The sequence below is a fragment of the Pseudomonas sp. G3-19 genome, assembly GCF_054855875.1.
In genome coordinates, this window is the sequence record NZ_JBMPIQ010000003.1 from 5,682,958 (window position 1) to 5,700,351 (window position 17,394).

A 17,394-nucleotide genomic window follows, 5' to 3' on the forward strand; every position below is an offset into this window, starting at 1 on the left:
ATTGAGCCGGGTTTTTTCTCGCGTCTATCAGGGCCTCTTCGCGAGCAAGCCCGCTCCCACAGGAAAATGCATTCCAAAAGTGGGAGCGGGCTTGCTCGCGAAGAGGCCGGCTCAGACGCCACAATATTTCTGACAGGCAACAAAAAGCCCGCCAAGTGGCGGGCTCCTTGTGTTCACCGGAGGATCAGAACAGCTTCATCTTCGGTGCTTCTTCTTTCAGCGGTTCGTTCTGCGCGGTCTGCGCATTCCAGCCACCACCCAGGGCCTTGTACAGGTTGACCGCACTGGTCAGCTGCGCGAGGCGGTCGGTGATCAGTGCCTGTTGCGCGCTGAACAACTGACGCTGGGCGTCGAGGAAGGTCAGGTTGCTGTCGACACCGATGCGGTAACGACGCTCGGCCAGGCGGTAGTAATCCTGGTTGGCCGCGACGAAGTCACGCTGCGCCTGCAACTGCTCGGTGTAGGTCTGGCGGGCAGCCAGGCCGTCGGCGACTTCCTGGAAGGCGGTTTGAATCGACTTCTCGTAGTTCGCCACGCCAATGTCCTTCTGGATCTTGGCATAGTCGAGGCTGGCGCGCAGGCTGCCGGCGTTGAAGATCGGCAGGTTGATCTGCGGCTGGAACAGCCAGGTACCCGAGCCGCCCTTGAACAGACCGGACAGGTCCGGGCTCAGGCTGCCCGCGTTGGCGGTCAGGCTGATGCTCGGGAAGAACGCTGCACGGGCGGCGCCGATGTTGGCGTTGGCCGCTTTCAGGTTGTACTCGGCCTGGAGGATGTCCGGACGACGCTGCAGCAGGTCCGAAGGCAGACCGGCCGGTACATCGCTGAGCAGGTCATCCGACAGCGGTTTGGCCGCTTGCAGATTGGCCGGGATGCCGGTGCCGAGCAGCAGGGTCAGGCTGTTTTCGTCCTGAGCCACCTGACGGGTGTACTTGGCCAGTTGCGCCCGGGCGTTTTCCACCGAGGTGCGCGACTGCGCCAGGTCCAGCGCCGAGGCCACACCGACTTCATTGCTGCGGCTGGTCAGCTTGTAGCTTTCTTCAAAGGCACCGAGGGTGTCTTGCGTCAGCTTGAGCAGTTCCTTGTCGGCCTGCCAGGTCATGTAGGCGTTGGCCACACTGGCCACCAGACTGATCTGCGTGCTGCGGCGCGCTTCTTCGGTGGCGAAATATTGTTGCAGCGCTTGTTCGCTCAGGCTGCGTACCCGACCGAACAGGTCGAGTTCGTAGGCGCTGATGCCGACGGTCGCGGTGTAGGAACTGCTGATGTTCGCTTCACCGGTCTGCGAGGCACGGGCCGGAACCCGCTGACGGCTGCCGCTGGCATTGGCCGAAACCGCCGGGAACAGGTCGGCACGCTGGATGCGGTATTGAGCCGCATAAGCGTCGATGTTCAGCGCCGCGACACGCAGGTCGCGGTTGTTTTCCAGTGATGTCTGGATCAGCTGCTGCAGGGCCGGGTCATGGAAAAACTGCTTCCAGCCCTGCTCGGCAGCGGCTTGCGCCGGAGCCTGGGCCGGCGAGTACGCCGGGCCCTGCGGGTACTGGCCCGCGACCGGTGCTTCAGGCTGCTGATAATCGGGGATCAGCGAGCAACCGCTCAGCACGAAGGCGGCGACTGCGATGGAGAGTAGCGACTTGCTCATTGGCCAGCCTCTTTAGGAGTTTCAGTCGTTTCGTCCGGGTCGGCGATTTTACGCTGGCCGATGGACGAAACCGTGACGAAGAACAGTGGGACCCAGAAGATCGCCAGGATCGTGGCCGTGAGCATACCGCCAATCACGCCAGTACCGATCGCGTGCTGGCTACCCGAACCGGCACCGGTGGAGATCGCCAACGGTACTACACCGAGGACGAACGCCAGCGAGGTCATGATGATCGGTCGCAGACGCATGCGGCACGCTTCGATCGCCGCATCGCGCAGACTGCGCCCTTGTTCATGCAGCTCCTTGGCGAACTCGACGATCAGAATGGCGTTTTTAGCCGCAAGACCGATGGTCGTCAACAGGCCCACCTGGAAGTACACGTCGTTGGACAGCCCGCGCAGGCTGGTGGCCATCAACGCACCGATGATCCCCAGCGGTACCACGAGCATGACCGCGATCGGAATCGACCAGCTTTCATACAACGCCGCCAGACACAGGAACACCATCAGCAGCGACAGGGCGTACAGCGCTGGCGCTTGCGAGCCCGACAGACGTTCCTCGTAGGACAGACCGGTCCAGGAGATACCGACACCGGCCGGCAGCTTCTTGGCAATCGCTTCGACTTCGGCCATCGCTTCACCGGTGGAGTAACCCGGCGCTGGAGAACCGAGCACTTCCATCGCTTCGACGCCGTTGTAACGGGCCAGTTTCGGCGAACCGTAGATCCACTCGCCCTTGGCGAACGCGGAGAACGGCACCATGGTCCCGGCGCTGTTGCGCACGTACCACTTTTTCAGGTCTTCAGGGCTCATGCGTGCGCCGGCCTGGCCTTGCACGTACACCTTCTTCACTCGACCACGGTCGATGAAGTCGTTGACGTAGCTACTACCGAAGGAGATCGACAGGGTGCTGTTGATGTCGGAGAGACTCAGACCCAGGGCCTGGGCTTTCTCATCGTCAATTTCCAGGTGGTATTGCGGCTCGTCGTTCAGACCGTTCGGACGCACCTGGTAGAGCACCTTGCTCTGCGCGGCCATGCCGAGGAACTGGTTGCGGGCTTCCATCAGTTTTTCGTGACCGATACCGGCGCGGTCCTGCAGGAACACGTCGAAACCGGTGGCGTTACCCAATTCCAGTACCGCAGGCGGGGCGAACGCAAACACCATCGCATCGCGGAAACTGAAGAAGTGTTGCTGCGCACGCTGTGCCAAGGCAAACACGCTGTTGCTCGAATCACGCTCGTGCCACGGCTTGAGCATGATGAACGCCAGACCCGAGCTCTGACCACGACCGGCAAAGTTGAAGCCGTTCACGGTAAATACCGAGGACACCGCACCCGCTTCTTTATCCAGCAGGTAGGTACGCATCTCATCGATCACGACTTGAGTACGTTCCGCACTGGAGCCGGCCGGGGTTTGTACCTGGGCGAACAGTACGCCTTGGTCTTCTTCCGGCAGGAACGCGGTTGGAATGCGGGTGAACAGCCAGATCATGCCGACGACGATCAGCAGGTACGCCAGCAGGTAAGGGGCTTTGCGCGACAACATGTTGCCGACACCGCGCTCGTAACTCCTGACACCGCGATCGAAATTGCGGTTGAACCAGCCGAAGAAACCTTTTTTCGGCGTGCCGTGGTCACCCTTGGCGATCGGCTTGAGCATGGTTGCGCAGAGCGCCGGGGTGAAGATCAGTGCAACCATTACCGACAGGGCCATGGCCGAGACGATGGTGATCGAGAACTGCTTGTAGATCACACCGGTGGAGCCGCTGAAGAACGCCATCGGCAACAGTACCGCCGACAGCACCAGGGCGATACCGACCAGGGCACCCTGGATCTGGCCCATGGATTTCTTGGTCGCTTCCTTCGGTGACAGGCCTTCTTCGGCCATCACCCGCTCGACGTTTTCCACCACGACGATGGCGTCGTCCACCAGCAAGCCGATGGCCAGCACCATACCGAACATTGTCAGGGTGTTGATGCTGAAACCGGCGGCGGCGAGGATGCCGAACGTACCGAGCAATACCACCGGTACGGTCATCGTAGTGATGACGGTGGCGCGGAAGTTCTGCAGGAACAGGAACATCACCAGGAACACCAGCACGATCGCTTCGACCAGGGTTTCAACCACACCCTTGATCGACTCGGTCACGACCGGAGTGGTGTCATACGGGAACACCACTTCCATGCCTTGCGGGAAGAACGGCTTGAGGTCGTCAATCGTCTTGCGCAGCGCTTTGGCTGTGTCGAGGGCGTTGGCACCGTTGGCCAGTTTTACCGCCAGACCGGACGCCGGGCTGCCGTTGAACTGCGCAGAAATACTCGAGTTCTCACCACCCAGACCGACGTCGGCCACGTCGCCGACACGGACCTGGGAGCCATCCTGATTGACCTTCAGCAGGATCGCCTTGAACTGCTCGGCAGTCTGCAGACGGGTCTTGCCGATGATCGTGGCGTTCAGTTGCTGACCTGGCAGCGCCGGCAAACCGCCGAGCTGACCGGAAGACACCTGGACGTTCTGCGCCGAGATCGCGGCGCTGACATCAGCTGGCGTCAGGTTGTACTTGTTCAGCTTGGCCGGATCGAGCCAGATGCGCATCGCGTACTGGGCACCGAAGACCTGGAAGTCACCGACACCGGCGGTCCGCGAGATCGGGTCCTGCATGTTCGACACGATGTAGTTGGACAGGTCGTCCTTGGTCATGCTGCCGTCACGCGACACCACGCCGATCACCAGCAGGAAGTTCTTCACTGCCTTGGTGACGCGGATACCCTGTTGCTGCACTTCCTGCGGCAGCAGCGGGGTGGCCAGGTTCAGCTTGTTCTGAACCTGAACCTGCGCGGTGTCGGAGTTGGTGCCTTGCTCGAAGGTCGCGGTGATGGTCATGCTGCCGTCGGAGTTACTTTCCGAGGACACATAACGCAGGTTGTCGATACCGTTGAGCTGCTGCTCGATCACCTGGACCACGGTGTCCTGCACGGTTTGCGCCGAAGCGCCCGGGTAGGTCACGGAGATCGCGATGGCCGGCGGTGCAATGCTCGGGTACTGGTTGATTGGCAATTTCAGGATCGATAATGCCCCGACCAACATGATCACCAGGGCAATTACCCAGGCGAAAATCGGACGGTCGATAAAAAATTTCGACATGAGTTACTCCCCTTTGCCGCCAGCGGCTTTGTCAGCTGCTTGAGCGGGGGCCGGGTTCTTGGCTACGTTGGTCGCTTCGGTCGGGTTGACCTGAGCACCTGGGCGAACATATTGCAGGCCTTCGGTGATCAGACGATCGCCGGCTTTCAGGCCATCTTCGATCAGCCACTGGCTGCCAACGGTACGGCTGGCCTTGAGCTGACGCAGTTCAACCTTGTTGTCCGGGCCGACGACCAGTGCGGTCGGAGTGCCCTTGAGGTCACGGGTCACGCCTTGTTGCGGCGCCAGAATGGCCGCGGCGTTGACCCCGGCCTGCAACTGGGCGCGGACGAACATGCCTGGCAACAGGGTGTGATCCGGGTTCGGGAACACGGCGCGCAGGGTCACGGAACCGGTAGTCGGATCAACCGATACTTCGGAGAATTCCAGCTTACCGTCGAGCTTGTACTGGCTGCCGTCCTCAAGGGTCAGCTTGACCGCTGCCGAGTTGTCGCCGGCCTTCTGCAGACGACCGCTTTCCAGCTCGCGGCGCAGTTCCAGCAGCTCAACCGAGGACTGGGTAACGTCGACGTAGATCGGGTCCAGTTGCTGGATCGTCGCCATCGCGTCGGCCTGACCATTGCTGACCAGTGCGCCTTCGGTCACCGAGGAACGGCCGATACGGCCGGAGATCGGCGCGTAGACCTTGGTGTATTTCACGTTGATCTGCGCGCTCTGCAGCGACGCTTCCGATTCCATGCGATTGGCCACGGCGGTGTCGTATTCCTGGCGGCTCACAGCCTGCTCGTCGACCAGTTGCTTGTAGCGGTCGGAGATCGACTTGGTCGAACGCAGGTTGGCTTCGGCGCTTTTCAGGGTCGCTTCATAGACTGCCGGATCGATCTGATACAGCTGCTGGCCGGCTTTGACGTCGCCGCCTTCCTTGAACAGACGTTTGAGAATGATGCCGTTGACCTGTGGTCGAACTTCAGCGATGCGGTACGCACTGGTGCGCCCCGGCAGTTCCGACGTGAGGGTGAACGCTTGTGGTTGCAGGGTGACGACGCCGACCTGAGGAGGCGGAGCGGCTGGGGCCGCTTCTTCCTTTTTACATCCGCTGAGCAGCGATGCCAGGGCGACGGCAGTGACCAGAGCGGTAACAGCTGGCTTGAATTGCATGAAGATCCTCGGGTCAGGCGCGCACATTGCGCACAAGAAGTGTGAAAGGGTAAAAAAATCGGGTCGAGTGGATAAGTAGCTTGCTAAGGAATATACTTACGTTCATGGTTGTTTGTAAATAGCTTGGCGTCGTACCCACCCTGTTACAAAATGCGTCGCAAGGTTTGAAATTGTAGGCCGGGGAGCCGATTCGTGAGAGATCAGCCCCCTCTTTATTCAGCGGATATTCAGCCATCCCTGAAACATCCTGTTTGAGGTTTTACTGCCATGGTCCGTCGTACCAAAGAGGAAGCTCAGGAAACGCGCAGCCAGATTCTCGAAGCGGCCGAGAAAGCGTTTTATGAAAGGGGTGTGGCCCGCACGACCCTGGCGGATATCGCGACGATGGCCGGCGTGACGCGCGGTGCCATCTATTGGCATTTCAGCAACAAGGCCGATCTGGTGCAGGCGATGCTCGACAGCCTGCATGAACCGCTGGATGAATTGGCCAAGGCCAGCGAGAGCGAGGACGAACTCGACCCGTTGGGGTGCATGCGCAAGCTGTTGATCCATCTGTTTCATCAGGTAGCCCTGGATCCGAAGACCCGTCGCATCAACGAGATTCTGTTTCATAAGTGCGAATTCACCGATGAAATGTGCGATCTGCGCCAGCAGCGCCGCACGGCCAGTCTCGATTGCAACCTGCGCATCGGTCTGACCCTGCGTAATGCGGTCAATCGCGGCCAGTTGCCGGAAGATCTCGACACTGCCCGGGCGGCCATCAGCATTCATGCGTATATCGATGGCCTCCTGTATGGATGGCTGTTGGCGCCGGACAGCTTTCAATTGCATGCCGAAGCCGAGCGCTGGGTCGATACAGGGCTTGATATGCTGCGCCTGAGCCCTAGCCTGCGCAAATGAAACAAAATGCGTAATTAAATCTGTCCGTGTCAAGACTTGAAGCGGGGAAATGTCCCTGCTTCAAGTCTTTTTGTAATGGAGTGCTTTTATATACGTACGATGGCCAGGTTGATAGGTAGCGAGCTACGTATTTTGTAGGGGTTTTGTGTCGACTGTGTGAATGAATGTTAACGACTCGGGCTAAAAGGGCGCCGAGCAGCCGATACGCACCAACCGATCCGTTTCGTTTTTGAGTTCCCTTTGCCCGATCCTCACCACCAGGCTGCGTTACTTCCGATGGGCTCGAGCCACGGCCTTTAGTTTGCTCGCGCCTCTATAATGTCAGCGTAGTCCGTACCGTTACTGCATGAGCAGGTAACTCTCTATCAGGCCGATGGCGTCATGAATGCGATCATCTTATAGCTGTAAGGGTAAACCGGGTTTTCATTTTCCAATGCTGCGCCGCAGGTGATGGGTTCGGCGCCAACAGAGAACGCGTTGGTATCCCAGAAAAGTTCGACTTTTGGAGCCCTGTGCCCCGCCATTTGTCGGTAGCAATAACTGAGCGTAGTGTCGAACCGTACTTTCTGCTTGTAGTTGGTGTAGCAGATGTAAGTGTTGAATACCTCTTTTTTGATATCGTAATCAATAACGATGTCCTGTTTCAGATGAGGATCTCCTTCAAACAGCATAAAGACGGTCTGGTAAGGGAGGATCTTGTCGATACGCGTCAAGGGTGGGTGCTTTGGAGAGGCATCGTCAAGCCAGAAAGTAGAGTCCGTGGCATTGGTGATTTGCAGAAGGAATGTAAGTTTGTTTGGATCTGTATCATTCATTTTTATATAACCTTGCTTGATTAAGTTGGTGGGTTGTAATTGATGAGTTGCTGGGCGGAGCTTAGGTTTATATTGTTCTGATGGCGAATCTTTAAATGTATGAAAATAAAAAAAGCCCCGCCTCTTTCGAGGCGGGGCTTACTTGTTAGTTGTTGTTGTTTACAGCGTTGGATAATCGATATAACCGACCGGGCCTTTCGCGTAGAACAACTCGGGACGTGCGTCGTTCAGCGGTGCGTCGGCCTTCAGGCGTGCCGGCAGATCCGGGTTGGCAATGAACGGTACGCCGAACGCTACCGCGTCAGCCTTGCCTTCAGCCAGCCACGCATTGGCGCTGTCCTTGGTGAAGCGTTCGTTGGCGATGTACGCGCCGCCGAAAGCTTCTTTCAGCTGTGGGCCGAGGCTGTCGGCGCCTTCTTTCTCGCGGGAGCAGATGAAGGCGATGCCGCGCTTGCCCAGCTCGCGAGCCACATAAGTGAAAGTCTCGGCCAGATTGTCGTCGCCCATGTCATGGGAATCGGCGCGGGGTGCCAAGTGCACGCCGACACGGCCGGCGCCCCAGACGTCGATCGCTGCGTCAGTCACTTCCAGCAGGAGACGCGCACGGTTTTCCAGGGAGCCACCGTAGTTATCGGTGCGCTGGTTGGTGCTGCTTTGCAGGAACTGGTCGAGCAGGTAGCCGTTGGCGCCGTGGATTTCCACGCCGTCGAAACCGGCGGCTTTGGCGTTTTCGGCACCGGTGCGGTAGGCCTCGACGATCTCGGCGATTTCAGCGGTTTCCAGAGCTCGCGGGGTCGGATAGTCGGCCAATGGACGCACCAGGCTGACGTGACCTTTAGGCTGGATGGCGCTCGGCGCGACCGGGGTTTCGCCGTTGAGGTACGACGGATGCGAGATGCGGCCGACGTGCCACAGTTGCAGGACGATCTTGCCGCCGGCAGCGTGCACGGCTTTGGTCACGTTGGTCCAGCCGCGCACCTGGTCGTTGGACCAGATGCCCGGGGTGTCCGGGTAGCCGACGCCCATCGGCGTCACCGAAGTGGCTTCGGACAGGATCAGACCAGCCGACGCGCGCTGTACGTAGTATTCAGCCATCAGCGCGTTCGGCACGCGGCCTTCGTCGGCGCGGCAGCGGGTCAGCGGAGCCATGATGATGCGGTTGGACAGCTCGAGGTCGCCCAGTTTGATCGGATCGAAAATAGTTGCCATGTGTACAACCCTCGTCAGTTAAGTGGTTAATCAGTGGGTAGCGGGGGCCAGACCGGCGTCGCCGTTCTGACGGAAAGTGATCAGGGTCACCAGCAGCGCGAGCACGGCCAGCGCGGCGGCGGCCAGGGGCACGCTGGTCAGGCCGAAACCGTGGGCGATGACGCTGCCACCGACCCAGGCGCCCAGGGCGTTGCCGATGTTGAAAGCGCCGATGTTCAGGGTCGACACCAGGTTCGGTGCGGCCTTGCCGAAGGTCACCACGTTGACTTGCAGCGCCGGGACGGCGGCAAACGAAGCGGTGGCCCAGAGGAACAGGGTGATCTCCGTCGGGATCAGCGCAACGCTGGTCCAGCTCAGCACGGTGGAAACCACCGCCATCGCCACGAACACGCCGATCAGGGTCGCGCCGAGACGCTTGTCCGCCAGTTTGCCGCCGATGATGTTGCCCACCGTCAGACCGAGGCCGATCAGCAGCAGGGTCCAGGTCACGCCTTTTGGCGAGACACCGGTGACATCACCGAGCAGCGGCGCGACATAGGTGAAGAGGGTGAACATCGACGCGGCGAACAGCGCGGTCATGCTCAGCGACAGCCAGATGCCGGCGCCTTTGAGGGCGGCGAGTTCGGCGCGCATGTCGAGTTTTTCCTCGTCACGCTTGGCCGGCAGGAAGCGGATCAGACCGATCAGCGCCACTACACCAATCACGGTCACCGCCCAGAAGGTCGAGCGCCAGCCGGCTTCCTGGCCCAGCGCCGTGCCCAGCGGTACACCGAGCACGTTGGCCAGGGTCAGGCCGGTGAACATCAGCGCCACGGCCGACGCCCGTTTGTTCGGCGCCACCAGCCCGGCCGCTACCACAGAACCGATACCAAAAAACGCACCGTGGCACAGAGCCGTGACGACACGGGCAAACATCAGCACGTTGTAGTCACTGGCGATGGCACACAGCAGGTTACCGACGATAAAAATGCCCATCAGCGCTACCAGTGCGGCCTTGCGCGGCAGTCTGGCGGTGGCCAGTGCCATGAACGGCGCACCGATGGCCACGCCCAGGGCGTAACCGGTCACCAGCCAGCCGGCGCCGGGAATCGACACACCGAGGTCGGCCGCCACATCGGGCAGCAGGCCCATGATGACGAACTCGGTGGTGCCGATGGCGAAGGCGCTCAAGGCCAGAATGAGTAGCGAGAGGGGCATTTGAATCAATTCCTTGTGGGAGCGCTGAGCTCTTTGACGATGGCGTCGAGGAACGCCTGGATCACGTCCTCGTTGCGTTTGAAGAAGTGCCACTGGCCGGCTTTCTGGCTGCTGATCAGACCTGCGCGTTGCAGGGTCGCCAGGTGGGCGGAGACGGTCGACTGCGACAGGCCGCAGCGTTGATCGATCTGCCCGGCGCAGATGCCGTACTCGTGGTTATGAATCTGCTCAGGAAACTGGGCTTTGGGGTCTTTCAGCCAGATGAGAATGTCTCGCCGTACTGGGTGCGCCAGGGCTTTTATTATTTCGTCGAGGTCGAGGTTCATGGCTTTATGCTCGTGATGTGTAGCGCTATATCGCGATGAGGCGAACTTTAAATCGGTATTTCGCGATATACCAATATGAATTTGATCTGACGACCGCATAAATCGGTATATCGGGTTATAACGATACGTGTGCTGTAACGATGAAAGCGCGCAGTGCTAAGCTGCGCCCATGAACTATCTCGCACATTTACACCTCGGAGGCCAGCACCCCGAGCAATTACTCGGCAGTCTGTACGGCGATTTCGTCAAAGGACGCCTGCAAGGGCAATTTGCACCCCAGATTGAAGCGGCGATTCAGTTGCATCGGCGGATTGATGTATTCACCGATCGCCATCCGTTGGTGGACATCGCCCTCGGGCGTTTCACCGAGACCCGGCGGCGATATGCCGGGATTGTCCTCGATGTGTTTTTCGACCATTGCCTGGCGCGCGACTGGACGCTGTACGCCGATCAGCCGCTGGAGCATTTCACCCGCGATGTTTACCGGGTGCTGTCGAATGAACGGCAATTGCCCGAACGCCTGGCGAAAATCGCGCCGCACATGGTTGCCAATGATTGGCTGGGTTCGTATCAGGAATTCGAAGTGCTGGACCAGGTGCTGCGCGGGATCTCGCGGCGTCTGACTCGGCCTGAGGAGCTGGCGGGGGCTATGCAGGAATTGCGGCGGTTGTACGAGCCGCTGAGTGAGGATTTCCGTTTGTTCTATCCGCAGCTTCAAGAATTTGCACAAACGTCGACAACGCAGTAACCCCCTGTGGGAGCGGGCTTGCTCGCGAATGCGGTAGGTCATTCAACATGTGCATTGGCTGAACCACCGCTTTCGCGAGCAAGCCCGCTCCCACAGGGGGGATCTGTGTTTCAGGCTGCGATCAGTTCGCCGGCGCGACGCGGTTCGGCCGCTTTGGCGATATCACCAAACAACGCCTTCTGCACCGCCTGCTGCGCTTCGAACGCCAGCGCCGCACGTTCGCGGCCCTGACAGGCGATCGGCTTGAGCAGATGCACTTCGACATCGCCGCAGTCGTTGCTGAACAGACGCATCAGGTGCGACAGCAAGTCATCGTCACCAATGAACGGCGCCAACGCGTCGATTTCGCCATTGCGCAGATAACGGATCGCCACCGGTTGCAGCATCACCTCCGAATCGATTGCCGCCGACAGCAGGCGACCATGAAAGGTGCGCAGCGAGCGGCCATCGGTGGTGGTACCTTCCGGGAACATCAGCAACGGATGTTGCGTTTGCAGGTGACGGGTCATCTGTTTGCGGATCAACTGGCTGTCACCCGAACCGCGACGGATGAACAGACTGCCGGCCTTCGCCGCCAGCCAGCCGGCCACCGGCCAGGTGCGTACTTCGGCCTTGGACAGAAACGACAGCGGCGTGAGCATGCCCAGCAGCGGAATGTCAGTCCATGACACGTGGTTGCTGACCCACAGCATCGGTTGCTGCGGCAGCTCGCCGTGCACGGTCACGCGAAAGGGCAGGGCATTGCTCAAACGCGCCATGAAAAACCGCGACCAGCGCTGCCGACGTTGCATCGAGTGCGCCAGGCCCAGACGTTCGAACACGCCGAAGACGCTGGCCATGGTCAAGCCCAGCGCCACCACCAGCAGCACCCGCGTGATCCGCGCGTACACGCGCAACCGGCTCATCACACGGCCGCCTTGAAGTGCTTGGCGTAGCGCGGGCAGAGTTCGTCGCGCTTGAGCAGGATAAACACGTCGGCGACCTGGAAGTCTTCGTCCCAGCACGGCTCGCCGCAGATCTTCGCACCCAGACGCATGTAGGCCTTGAGCAGCGGTGGCATTTCGGCGATCACGTTCGATGGAATGTCCAGCGACGGCAGGGGATTCTTCGGCTCGGCGCGCAGGTGTTCGGTGCACAGATAACGCTCGCGCAGACGCTGCATGATCGCGTGGGCCTGCACGCCGCCGTCCTGCATCGGGATGCTCGCGCAACCCATCAGGTAGCTGTAGCCGCCCTGATTCAACACTTCGGCCAGTTCACCCCAGAGCACGGCGATGGTGCCGCCGTTGCGGTAGGCCGGGTCGACGCAGGTGCGGCCGATTTCGAGGATCGGGCCTTGCAGATGGGCGAGGCCGTGCAGGCTGAATTCTTCTTCGCTGTAGAACTTGCCCAGGCTGCTGGCGGCGGTGTGATCGAGCAAACGGGTGGTGGCGACCAGACGCCCGGTGTTCAGGTCACGCACGCCGATGTGGCTGCAGTGAACATCATAGTCATCCATGTCCAGACCCAGTTCCGCGCCTTTCAGCTTGGCGTTGAACTCGCCGCTGAATACGCTGAAGCGCAAGGCCTGGGCTTGCTGCAAGGCCTCGGCGCCGATCAGGCGTTCGGCTTGCAGGCGGCGTTCATTGCCGGTGTCGCTGATGCGGGCGATCTGAGTCATTTGAATCTCCGTACGGGCCTTGAACCCGTCGTGGGTTGCAGCCGATCGACTTTCTTTATGCAGCCATGTTGTGCAAAGTCAGGCTATGTAGCCCCGGTGTCATCACCGTGAACGTTTGGTGATGCTTGTATGACAGCCCTCAAGGAGCCTCTTATGCCCTGGCCCAGCCTGCTCGAAAGCCATGAACGCCTGCCCGCCGTCGCTGATCTGGCGGAAGGTTTCGCCACCTTGCTGCATCAATTGGGCAACGTGACGCCGTTCGAACTGGCGGTGGCCGGGGGGCGGCGGATGGCGACGCCGGGGCTGGCATTTCTGGTGGGGTATCAGGCGGCGTTGCGCATGCTCTGGCCGAGCGCGCCGCCGAGTCTTGGTGCGTTGTGTGCGACCGAGCAGCGCAGCCTGCGTCCCGCGGACATGCAGACCCGTCTCAGCGATTTGCGCCTGAGCGGGCGCAAGGATTTCGTCACCGCCGGGGACGCGGCGGACTGGCTGCTCGTCGCCGCGCGCAGTGAAGAACCCGGCGAAACCCCGCGCCTGAGTCTGGCGGTGGTTTACCCCGGCGAGCCCGGCGTGCGTGTGGAAAAACTCCCGGCGCTGCCGCTGATGCCGGATATCAGTCACGGTCGGCTGCATCTGGAAGGCGCGTTGTGCGAATTGCTCGCGGGCGATGGCTGGGATGCTTATGTGAAGCCGTTTCGTAGCCTGGAAGATGTCTATGTGCTGAGCGCGATGACCGCGTGGTTGTATGGCGTCGGTCAGGACAGCGGCTGGTCGCAGCCGCTGCAACTGCGCTTGCTGGCGCTGTTGGCCGGGTGCGCGGAGGCGAGTCGCCAGCCGCCGAACAACCCGGCCGGGCATGTGCTGTTGGGCGGGTTGTTTGCGCAGTTTGATGCACTGAAGGGCGAGATCGATCAGGCGTTGGCCGAGGGTAGTCCGGAGTGGGCGCAGATGTGGCAGCGTGATCAGGGGGTGATGCAGTTGGCGGCGGGGGCGCGGGCCAAGCGCTTGGCCAAGGCTTTGGCGGTGGGCTGACTGGCCTCTTCGCGAGCAAGCCCGCTCCCACCCTTGGAATGCGTTTCAAATGTGGGAGCGGGCTTGCTCGCGAAGGCGGTGGCAAAAACACCACACATCTGTCATGTGGCAAGACTACCCTCAGCAGGTTCTCCCCAAGAGCCCTCACCATGTGCAAAAGCCTGTCCCTGCTTCTGCTGCTGATCAGCTTCACGGTCCAGGCCGAGCAATGGCCCGGTGAGCAATGGCCGACTGGCGCAAAAATCAGCGGCGCAGCGGTCGAGGCATTAGAGACCTACGCCTTCCCACCCCGCGACGACACTACCCGCCAGGGCATCCGCACGGACGCGCTGCTGATCATCCGCGACGGTCAGTTGATCTACGAACGCTACGCCGGCCCGACCCGTGCCGAGACCCCGCACCTGACCTGGTCGATCAGCAAAAGCCTGATGGCCACGGTACTCGGTGTGGCGTATGGCGAAGACCTGTTCAAACTGGATGATCCGGTTTCGAAGTTTTATCCGGCGCTGGAAAAACACCCGGCGATCACCGTGGCGGATCTGCTGCACTGGGCTTCCGGGCTGGACTGGCAGGAAGACTACGAATACGCGCCGCTGAAATCCTCGGTGGTGGCGATGCTCTACACCCGTGGGCACCGCGACATGCCCGCGTTCACTGCCGATCACGATGCCTACGCGCCACCGGGGCAGACGTTCCGTTACTCCAGTGGCGACAGCAATCTGCTGGCGGCGGCGCTGAAGAACATGGTGGGCCCGCAGCGTTATCCCGACTATCCATGGACCGCGTTGTTCGAGCCGCTGGGCATCCGCCACGCCGTGTGGGAAACCGATGCCGGCGGTACGTTTGTCGCGTCCTCTTATGCCTATCTCACGGCGCGGGATCTGGCGCGGGTCGGTTTGCTGATGGCCCGCGACGGACGTTGGCACGACCGGCAATTGCTGCCCAAGGATTGGGTCGCTTTCAACCGCACTGCCTTTGCCGGCTACAAGGCGCATCAGGACGAAGCGGTGCCCGGTGGTCAGTGGTGGCTCAATCGCCCGGCGGATGGCGCCGCCGCGCCGTGGCCCGACGCGCCGCCCGACACCTTCGCCGCCCTCGGCCACTGGGGCCAGGCGCTGTATGTGATCCCCAGCGAGAAACTGGTGATCGTGCGTTACGCCGATGACCGCGACGGCAGCTATCGCCACAACGAGCTGCTCAAACGCGTGCTCAAGGCGGTGCAGCCATGAAACTGTTGAAGCGGGTGTTGCTGTTGGCGCTGATCGTGCTGCTCGGCTGGATCTGGCTCGAACGGGCAAACCTCTGGGCGTTCCCCGACATCATCAGCGCCTACACGGCCAAGGAATATTGTTCGTGTCGTTACGTGATGAGCAACGATGCCGAATATTGCCGGGGTTATGTGAAACAGTGGCTGCCAACCAGCGAATTCAGCGATGACAGCGCGAGCAAAACCATCACCGTCAGCGGCATGGGCCGCAGCAACCGCGCGCAGTGGCTGAGCGAACGGCAGGGCTGCCGCCTCAATCCTCAAGTCAATAGATAACCCTGTGGGAGCGGGCTTGCTCGCGAATGCGGTGTGCCATTCAGCATTTGTGTTGACTGATTCACCGCCTTCGCGAGCAAGCCCGCTCCCACAGGAGGTTTCACCAATCGATAGATTTGCGGCGATCAGTTTGCAATAACGGCGTGGGCGGTTAAGGTTCGTGCAGGTTTATCGCCCCCACGAGTATTCAATGTTCAACCGCTCCCTCTATACAGCCTTCGCCAGTCTGCTGCTGACTGCCGCCGCGCTGCCGGCGCAGGCCAACTGGTATCTGGATGGCGAGTCGTCGCGGCTGTCGTTCGTCAGCACGAAAAACGCCCACATTTCTGAAGTGCAGCGCTTTCTGGTGCTGCACGGCAAGGTCGATCCGGATGGCCGCGCTGAAGTCGAAGTCGAGCTGGACTCGATCAACAGCGGCATCCCGCTGCGCGACGAGCGCATGCGCAAGGAGCTGTTCCAGATCGAGCAATTCCCCGAAGCGACCATCAGCACCCGGATCGACCTGCGCCCGATCAACGATCTGGCCCCCGGTGCGCAGCTGGAATTGCGTCTGCCGCTGACCGTCAACCTGCACGGCAAGCAACATGAATACCCGGCAGAGTTGCTGGCCACCCGTCTCGACGACCGGCGTTTTCAAGTGGTGACCCTGGAGCCGGTGGTGATCAACGCCGAGGATTTCGATCTGGCGCCGGGGCTGGAAACCCTGCGCAACCTGGCCGGCCTGTCGGCCATCAGTCTGTCGGTACCGGTGGGTGCGGTGCTGATTTTCACGGCGCGCTGACATGCGCGGCGCGGTGTTCCCTTGGCGTGACGGCAACCGGTTCGAACTGTTGATTGACGGCCCGCAATTCTTCCCGCGCATGCTGGTGGAAATTGCCCGCGCCGAGGAGCAGGTCGAACTGGAGTTGTATCTGGTGGAGGCGGGCGCTTGTGCCGAGGCCGTGGTTCAGGCGCTGGTGCAGGCCGCCGAGCGCGGCGTGCGGGTACGCTGCCTGTTCGATGACTACGGCAGCCTCGCGTTTACCCTGCACCTGCGTCAGCGCCTGACCAAAGCCGGGGTCGAACTGCGTTTCTACAATCGCCTGAACTGGCGGCGCTGGGTCGGCAACTTCTATCGCGATCACCGCAAATTGCTGCTGGTCGATCAGCGTCTGGCGGTGGTCGGCGGCACCGGTGTTACCGATGAATTCTGGACACCGGGGCAGGACAGCAGCGAGTGGCACGAAGTGATGGTGGAAATCAACGGCCCGCTGGTGCTCGACTGGCAAGTGCTGTTCGACCGCCAATGGATCGCCAACCGCCATCGCCGGGCGTGGAAACCGTCGGCGCATGTCGGCCTGCCACGCTTGCCCAAGGTTCCGGACATGGGCGAGGGCATGGGCCGTGTGGCCTATGCCGATGCGCGTCAGCATCGCGACATTCTGCAGTCGCTGTTTCGTGCACTGAACAGCGGGCAGAAGCGCATCTGGATGGCCACCCCGTATTTCCTGCCGACCTGGAAAATCCGCCGCTCGCTGCGCAAGGCCGCTGCTCGCGGTGTCGACGTCCGGTTACTGCTGACCGGGCCGCGCACCGATCACCCGTCGGTGCGTTACGCCGGCCATCGCTACTACCCGCGCCTGCTCAAGGCCGGGGTGCAGATCTTCGAATACCAGCCGTGCTTCCTGCATCTGAAAATGGTGTTGGTGGACGAGTGGGTGAGTATCGGATCGTGCAACTTCGATCACTGGAACCTGCGCTTCAATCTGGAGGCGAATCTGGAGGCACTGGACCCGTCGTTGACGGCAGCGGTGGTGCAGAGTTTCGAGAAGGATTTCGGTCTGAGCCAGCAGGTCAGTCTGGAGGAGTGGCAGCGCCGGCCGTTGTGGCGGCGAGTGAAGCAGCGGATCTGGGGTTGGGTGGATCGGCTGGTGGTCAACATTCTCGATAGACGCGGTTAACGCCAATTCCGAACCCAGTGGATTCCAATGTGGGAGGGGGCTTGCTCCCGAAGGCGGCATGTCATTCAGCATTAA

Annotated in this window: 16 protein-coding genes; 7 read left to right on the top strand and 9 right to left on the bottom strand. The window is 60.9% G+C overall.

Annotated elements, in window-relative coordinates:
* Positions 1-184: 184 nt before the first annotated feature.
* Genes emhC through emhA form a run of 3 tightly spaced genes read right to left on the bottom strand, consistent with a single transcriptional unit; the run spans position 185 to position 5,949 of the window.
* Positions 185-1,645, bottom strand: coding sequence for an efflux RND transporter outer membrane subunit EmhC (emhC, locus tag ACOYXI_RS25890; RefSeq protein ID WP_098967597.1), 1,461 nt, complete (start codon positions 1,643-1,645; stop codon positions 185-187).
* Positions 1,642-4,791 (bottom strand): efflux RND transporter permease subunit EmhB, encoded by a 3,150-nt coding sequence (gene emhB, locus ACOYXI_RS25895; protein WP_098967599.1) that lies wholly within the window; start codon positions 4,789-4,791, stop codon positions 1,642-1,644. Before emhB ends, emhC begins: the two co-directional genes overlap by 4 nt.
* Positions 4,792-4,794: 3 nt before the next feature.
* Entirely contained in the window at positions 4,795-5,949 is a 1,155-nt protein-coding gene (emhA, locus tag ACOYXI_RS25900) for an efflux RND transporter periplasmic adaptor subunit EmhA (protein ID WP_027614406.1), read from the bottom strand.
* A 267-nt stretch (positions 5,950-6,216) separates the two neighbouring features.
* On the opposite strand from emhA, the gene emhR reads away from it, so the two are divergent.
* Complete coding sequence (gene emhR / locus ACOYXI_RS25905) at positions 6,217-6,849, top strand: efflux system transcriptional repressor EmhR (RefSeq protein ID WP_027614407.1); 633 nt, start codon at positions 6,217-6,219, stop codon at positions 6,847-6,849.
* 365 nt (positions 6,850-7,214) lie between these two features.
* Here the strand turns inward: emhR and ACOYXI_RS25910 are convergent, their stop codons facing one another.
* The 4 genes from ACOYXI_RS25910 to ACOYXI_RS25925 form a co-directional block, all read right to left on the bottom strand.
* The gene (locus ACOYXI_RS25910; protein WP_134785604.1) at positions 7,215-7,664 is read right to left on the bottom strand and encodes a hypothetical protein; all 450 of its coding nucleotides are present in this window, start codon (positions 7,662-7,664) and stop codon (positions 7,215-7,217) included.
* A 159-nt stretch (positions 7,665-7,823) separates the two neighbouring features.
* Positions 7,824-8,873, bottom strand: a complete 1,050-nt coding sequence (locus ACOYXI_RS25915) for an alkene reductase (RefSeq protein ID WP_096797051.1) — start codon at positions 8,871-8,873, stop codon at positions 7,824-7,826.
* Positions 8,874-8,903: 30 nt separating this feature from the next.
* Positions 8,904-10,070 (bottom strand): MFS transporter, encoded by a 1,167-nt coding sequence (locus ACOYXI_RS25920; RefSeq protein ID WP_003222434.1) that lies wholly within the window; start codon positions 10,068-10,070, stop codon positions 8,904-8,906.
* A gap of 5 nt (positions 10,071-10,075) precedes the next feature.
* Positions 10,076-10,396, bottom strand: coding sequence for an ArsR/SmtB family transcription factor (locus ACOYXI_RS25925; protein ID WP_003222436.1), 321 nt, complete (start codon positions 10,394-10,396; stop codon positions 10,076-10,078).
* A gap of 169 nt (positions 10,397-10,565) precedes the next feature.
* Between ACOYXI_RS25925 and ACOYXI_RS25930 the strand changes: the two genes are divergently transcribed.
* Complete coding sequence (locus tag ACOYXI_RS25930) at positions 10,566-11,144, top strand: acyl carrier protein phosphodiesterase (protein WP_134785605.1); 579 nt, start codon at positions 10,566-10,568, stop codon at positions 11,142-11,144.
* Between the two features lie 110 nt (positions 11,145-11,254).
* Here the strand turns inward: ACOYXI_RS25930 and ACOYXI_RS25935 are convergent, their stop codons facing one another.
* Positions 11,255-12,049 carry a lysophospholipid acyltransferase family protein gene (locus tag ACOYXI_RS25935; RefSeq protein ID WP_461675454.1) on the bottom strand — a complete coding sequence of 265 codons (795 nt, stop codon included), beginning with the start codon at positions 12,047-12,049 and terminating at the stop codon, positions 11,255-11,257.
* The gene (gene olsB / locus ACOYXI_RS25940; RefSeq protein ID WP_007963187.1) at positions 12,049-12,804 is read right to left on the bottom strand and encodes an L-ornithine N(alpha)-acyltransferase; all 756 of its coding nucleotides are present in this window, start codon (positions 12,802-12,804) and stop codon (positions 12,049-12,051) included. The genes ACOYXI_RS25935 and olsB overlap by 1 nt, the downstream gene beginning before the upstream one ends.
* A 153-nt stretch (positions 12,805-12,957) precedes the next feature.
* Between olsB and ACOYXI_RS25945 the strand changes: the two genes are divergently transcribed.
* From ACOYXI_RS25945 to ACOYXI_RS25965, 5 genes are all read left to right on the top strand, one after another.
* Entirely contained in the window at positions 12,958-13,836 is an 879-nt protein-coding gene (locus tag ACOYXI_RS25945) for an acyl-CoA dehydrogenase middle domain-containing protein (RefSeq protein ID WP_461675455.1), read from the top strand.
* 149 nt (positions 13,837-13,985) lie between these two features.
* On the top strand, positions 13,986-15,065 hold the full coding sequence (locus ACOYXI_RS25950; RefSeq protein WP_461675456.1) for a serine hydrolase domain-containing protein: 1,080 nt from the start codon (positions 13,986-13,988) through the stop codon (positions 15,063-15,065).
* Positions 15,062-15,379, top strand: coding sequence for an amidase (locus tag ACOYXI_RS25955; RefSeq protein ID WP_461675457.1), 318 nt, complete (start codon positions 15,062-15,064; stop codon positions 15,377-15,379). Before ACOYXI_RS25950 ends, ACOYXI_RS25955 begins: the two co-directional genes overlap by 4 nt.
* Before the next feature lie 190 nt (positions 15,380-15,569).
* Positions 15,570-16,160 (top strand): YceI family protein, encoded by a 591-nt coding sequence (locus ACOYXI_RS25960; protein ID WP_134785607.1) that lies wholly within the window; start codon positions 15,570-15,572, stop codon positions 16,158-16,160.
* 1 nt (position 16,161) lies between these two features.
* Positions 16,162-17,319, top strand: a complete 1,158-nt coding sequence (locus tag ACOYXI_RS25965; RefSeq protein ID WP_098967611.1) for a phospholipase D-like domain-containing protein — start codon at positions 16,162-16,164, stop codon at positions 17,317-17,319.
* The last annotated feature ends 75 nt before the right edge of the window (positions 17,320-17,394 follow it).

What these genes read in the sequence shown, in the direction of transcription:
- emhC (WP_098967597.1), bottom strand. Translation starts at nt 1,645, where the DNA reads ATGAGCAAGTCGCTACTCTCCATCGCAGTCGCCGCCTTCGTGCTGAGC.
- emhB (WP_098967599.1), bottom strand. Translation starts at nt 4,791, where the DNA reads ATGTCGAAATTTTTTATCGACCGTCCGATTTTCGCCTGGGTAATTGCC.
- emhA (WP_027614406.1), bottom strand. Translation starts at nt 5,949, where the DNA reads ATGCAATTCAAGCCAGCTGTTACCGCTCTGGTCACTGCCGTCGCCCTG.
- emhR (WP_027614407.1), top strand. Translation starts at nt 6,217, where the DNA reads ATGGTCCGTCGTACCAAAGAGGAAGCTCAGGAAACGCGCAGCCAGATT.
- ACOYXI_RS25910 (WP_134785604.1), bottom strand. Translation starts at nt 7,664, where the DNA reads ATGAATGATACAGATCCAAACAAACTTACATTCCTTCTGCAAATCACC.
- ACOYXI_RS25915 (WP_096797051.1), bottom strand. Translation starts at nt 8,873, where the DNA reads ATGGCAACTATTTTCGATCCGATCAAACTGGGCGACCTCGAGCTGTCC.
- ACOYXI_RS25920 (WP_003222434.1), bottom strand. Translation starts at nt 10,070, where the DNA reads ATGCCCCTCTCGCTACTCATTCTGGCCTTGAGCGCCTTCGCCATCGGC.
- ACOYXI_RS25925 (WP_003222436.1), bottom strand. Translation starts at nt 10,396, where the DNA reads ATGAACCTCGACCTCGACGAAATAATAAAAGCCCTGGCGCACCCAGTA.
- ACOYXI_RS25930 (WP_134785605.1), top strand. Translation starts at nt 10,566, where the DNA reads ATGAACTATCTCGCACATTTACACCTCGGAGGCCAGCACCCCGAGCAA.
- ACOYXI_RS25935 (WP_461675454.1), bottom strand. Translation starts at nt 12,049, where the DNA reads ATGAGCCGGTTGCGCGTGTACGCGCGGATCACGCGGGTGCTGCTGGTG.
- olsB (WP_007963187.1), bottom strand. Translation starts at nt 12,804, where the DNA reads ATGACTCAGATCGCCCGCATCAGCGACACCGGCAATGAACGCCGCCTG.
- ACOYXI_RS25945 (WP_461675455.1), top strand. Translation starts at nt 12,958, where the DNA reads ATGCCCTGGCCCAGCCTGCTCGAAAGCCATGAACGCCTGCCCGCCGTC.
- ACOYXI_RS25950 (WP_461675456.1), top strand. Translation starts at nt 13,986, where the DNA reads ATGTGCAAAAGCCTGTCCCTGCTTCTGCTGCTGATCAGCTTCACGGTC.
- ACOYXI_RS25955 (WP_461675457.1), top strand. Translation starts at nt 15,062, where the DNA reads ATGAAACTGTTGAAGCGGGTGTTGCTGTTGGCGCTGATCGTGCTGCTC.
- ACOYXI_RS25960 (WP_134785607.1), top strand. Translation starts at nt 15,570, where the DNA reads ATGTTCAACCGCTCCCTCTATACAGCCTTCGCCAGTCTGCTGCTGACT.
- ACOYXI_RS25965 (WP_098967611.1), top strand. Translation starts at nt 16,162, where the DNA reads ATGCGCGGCGCGGTGTTCCCTTGGCGTGACGGCAACCGGTTCGAACTG.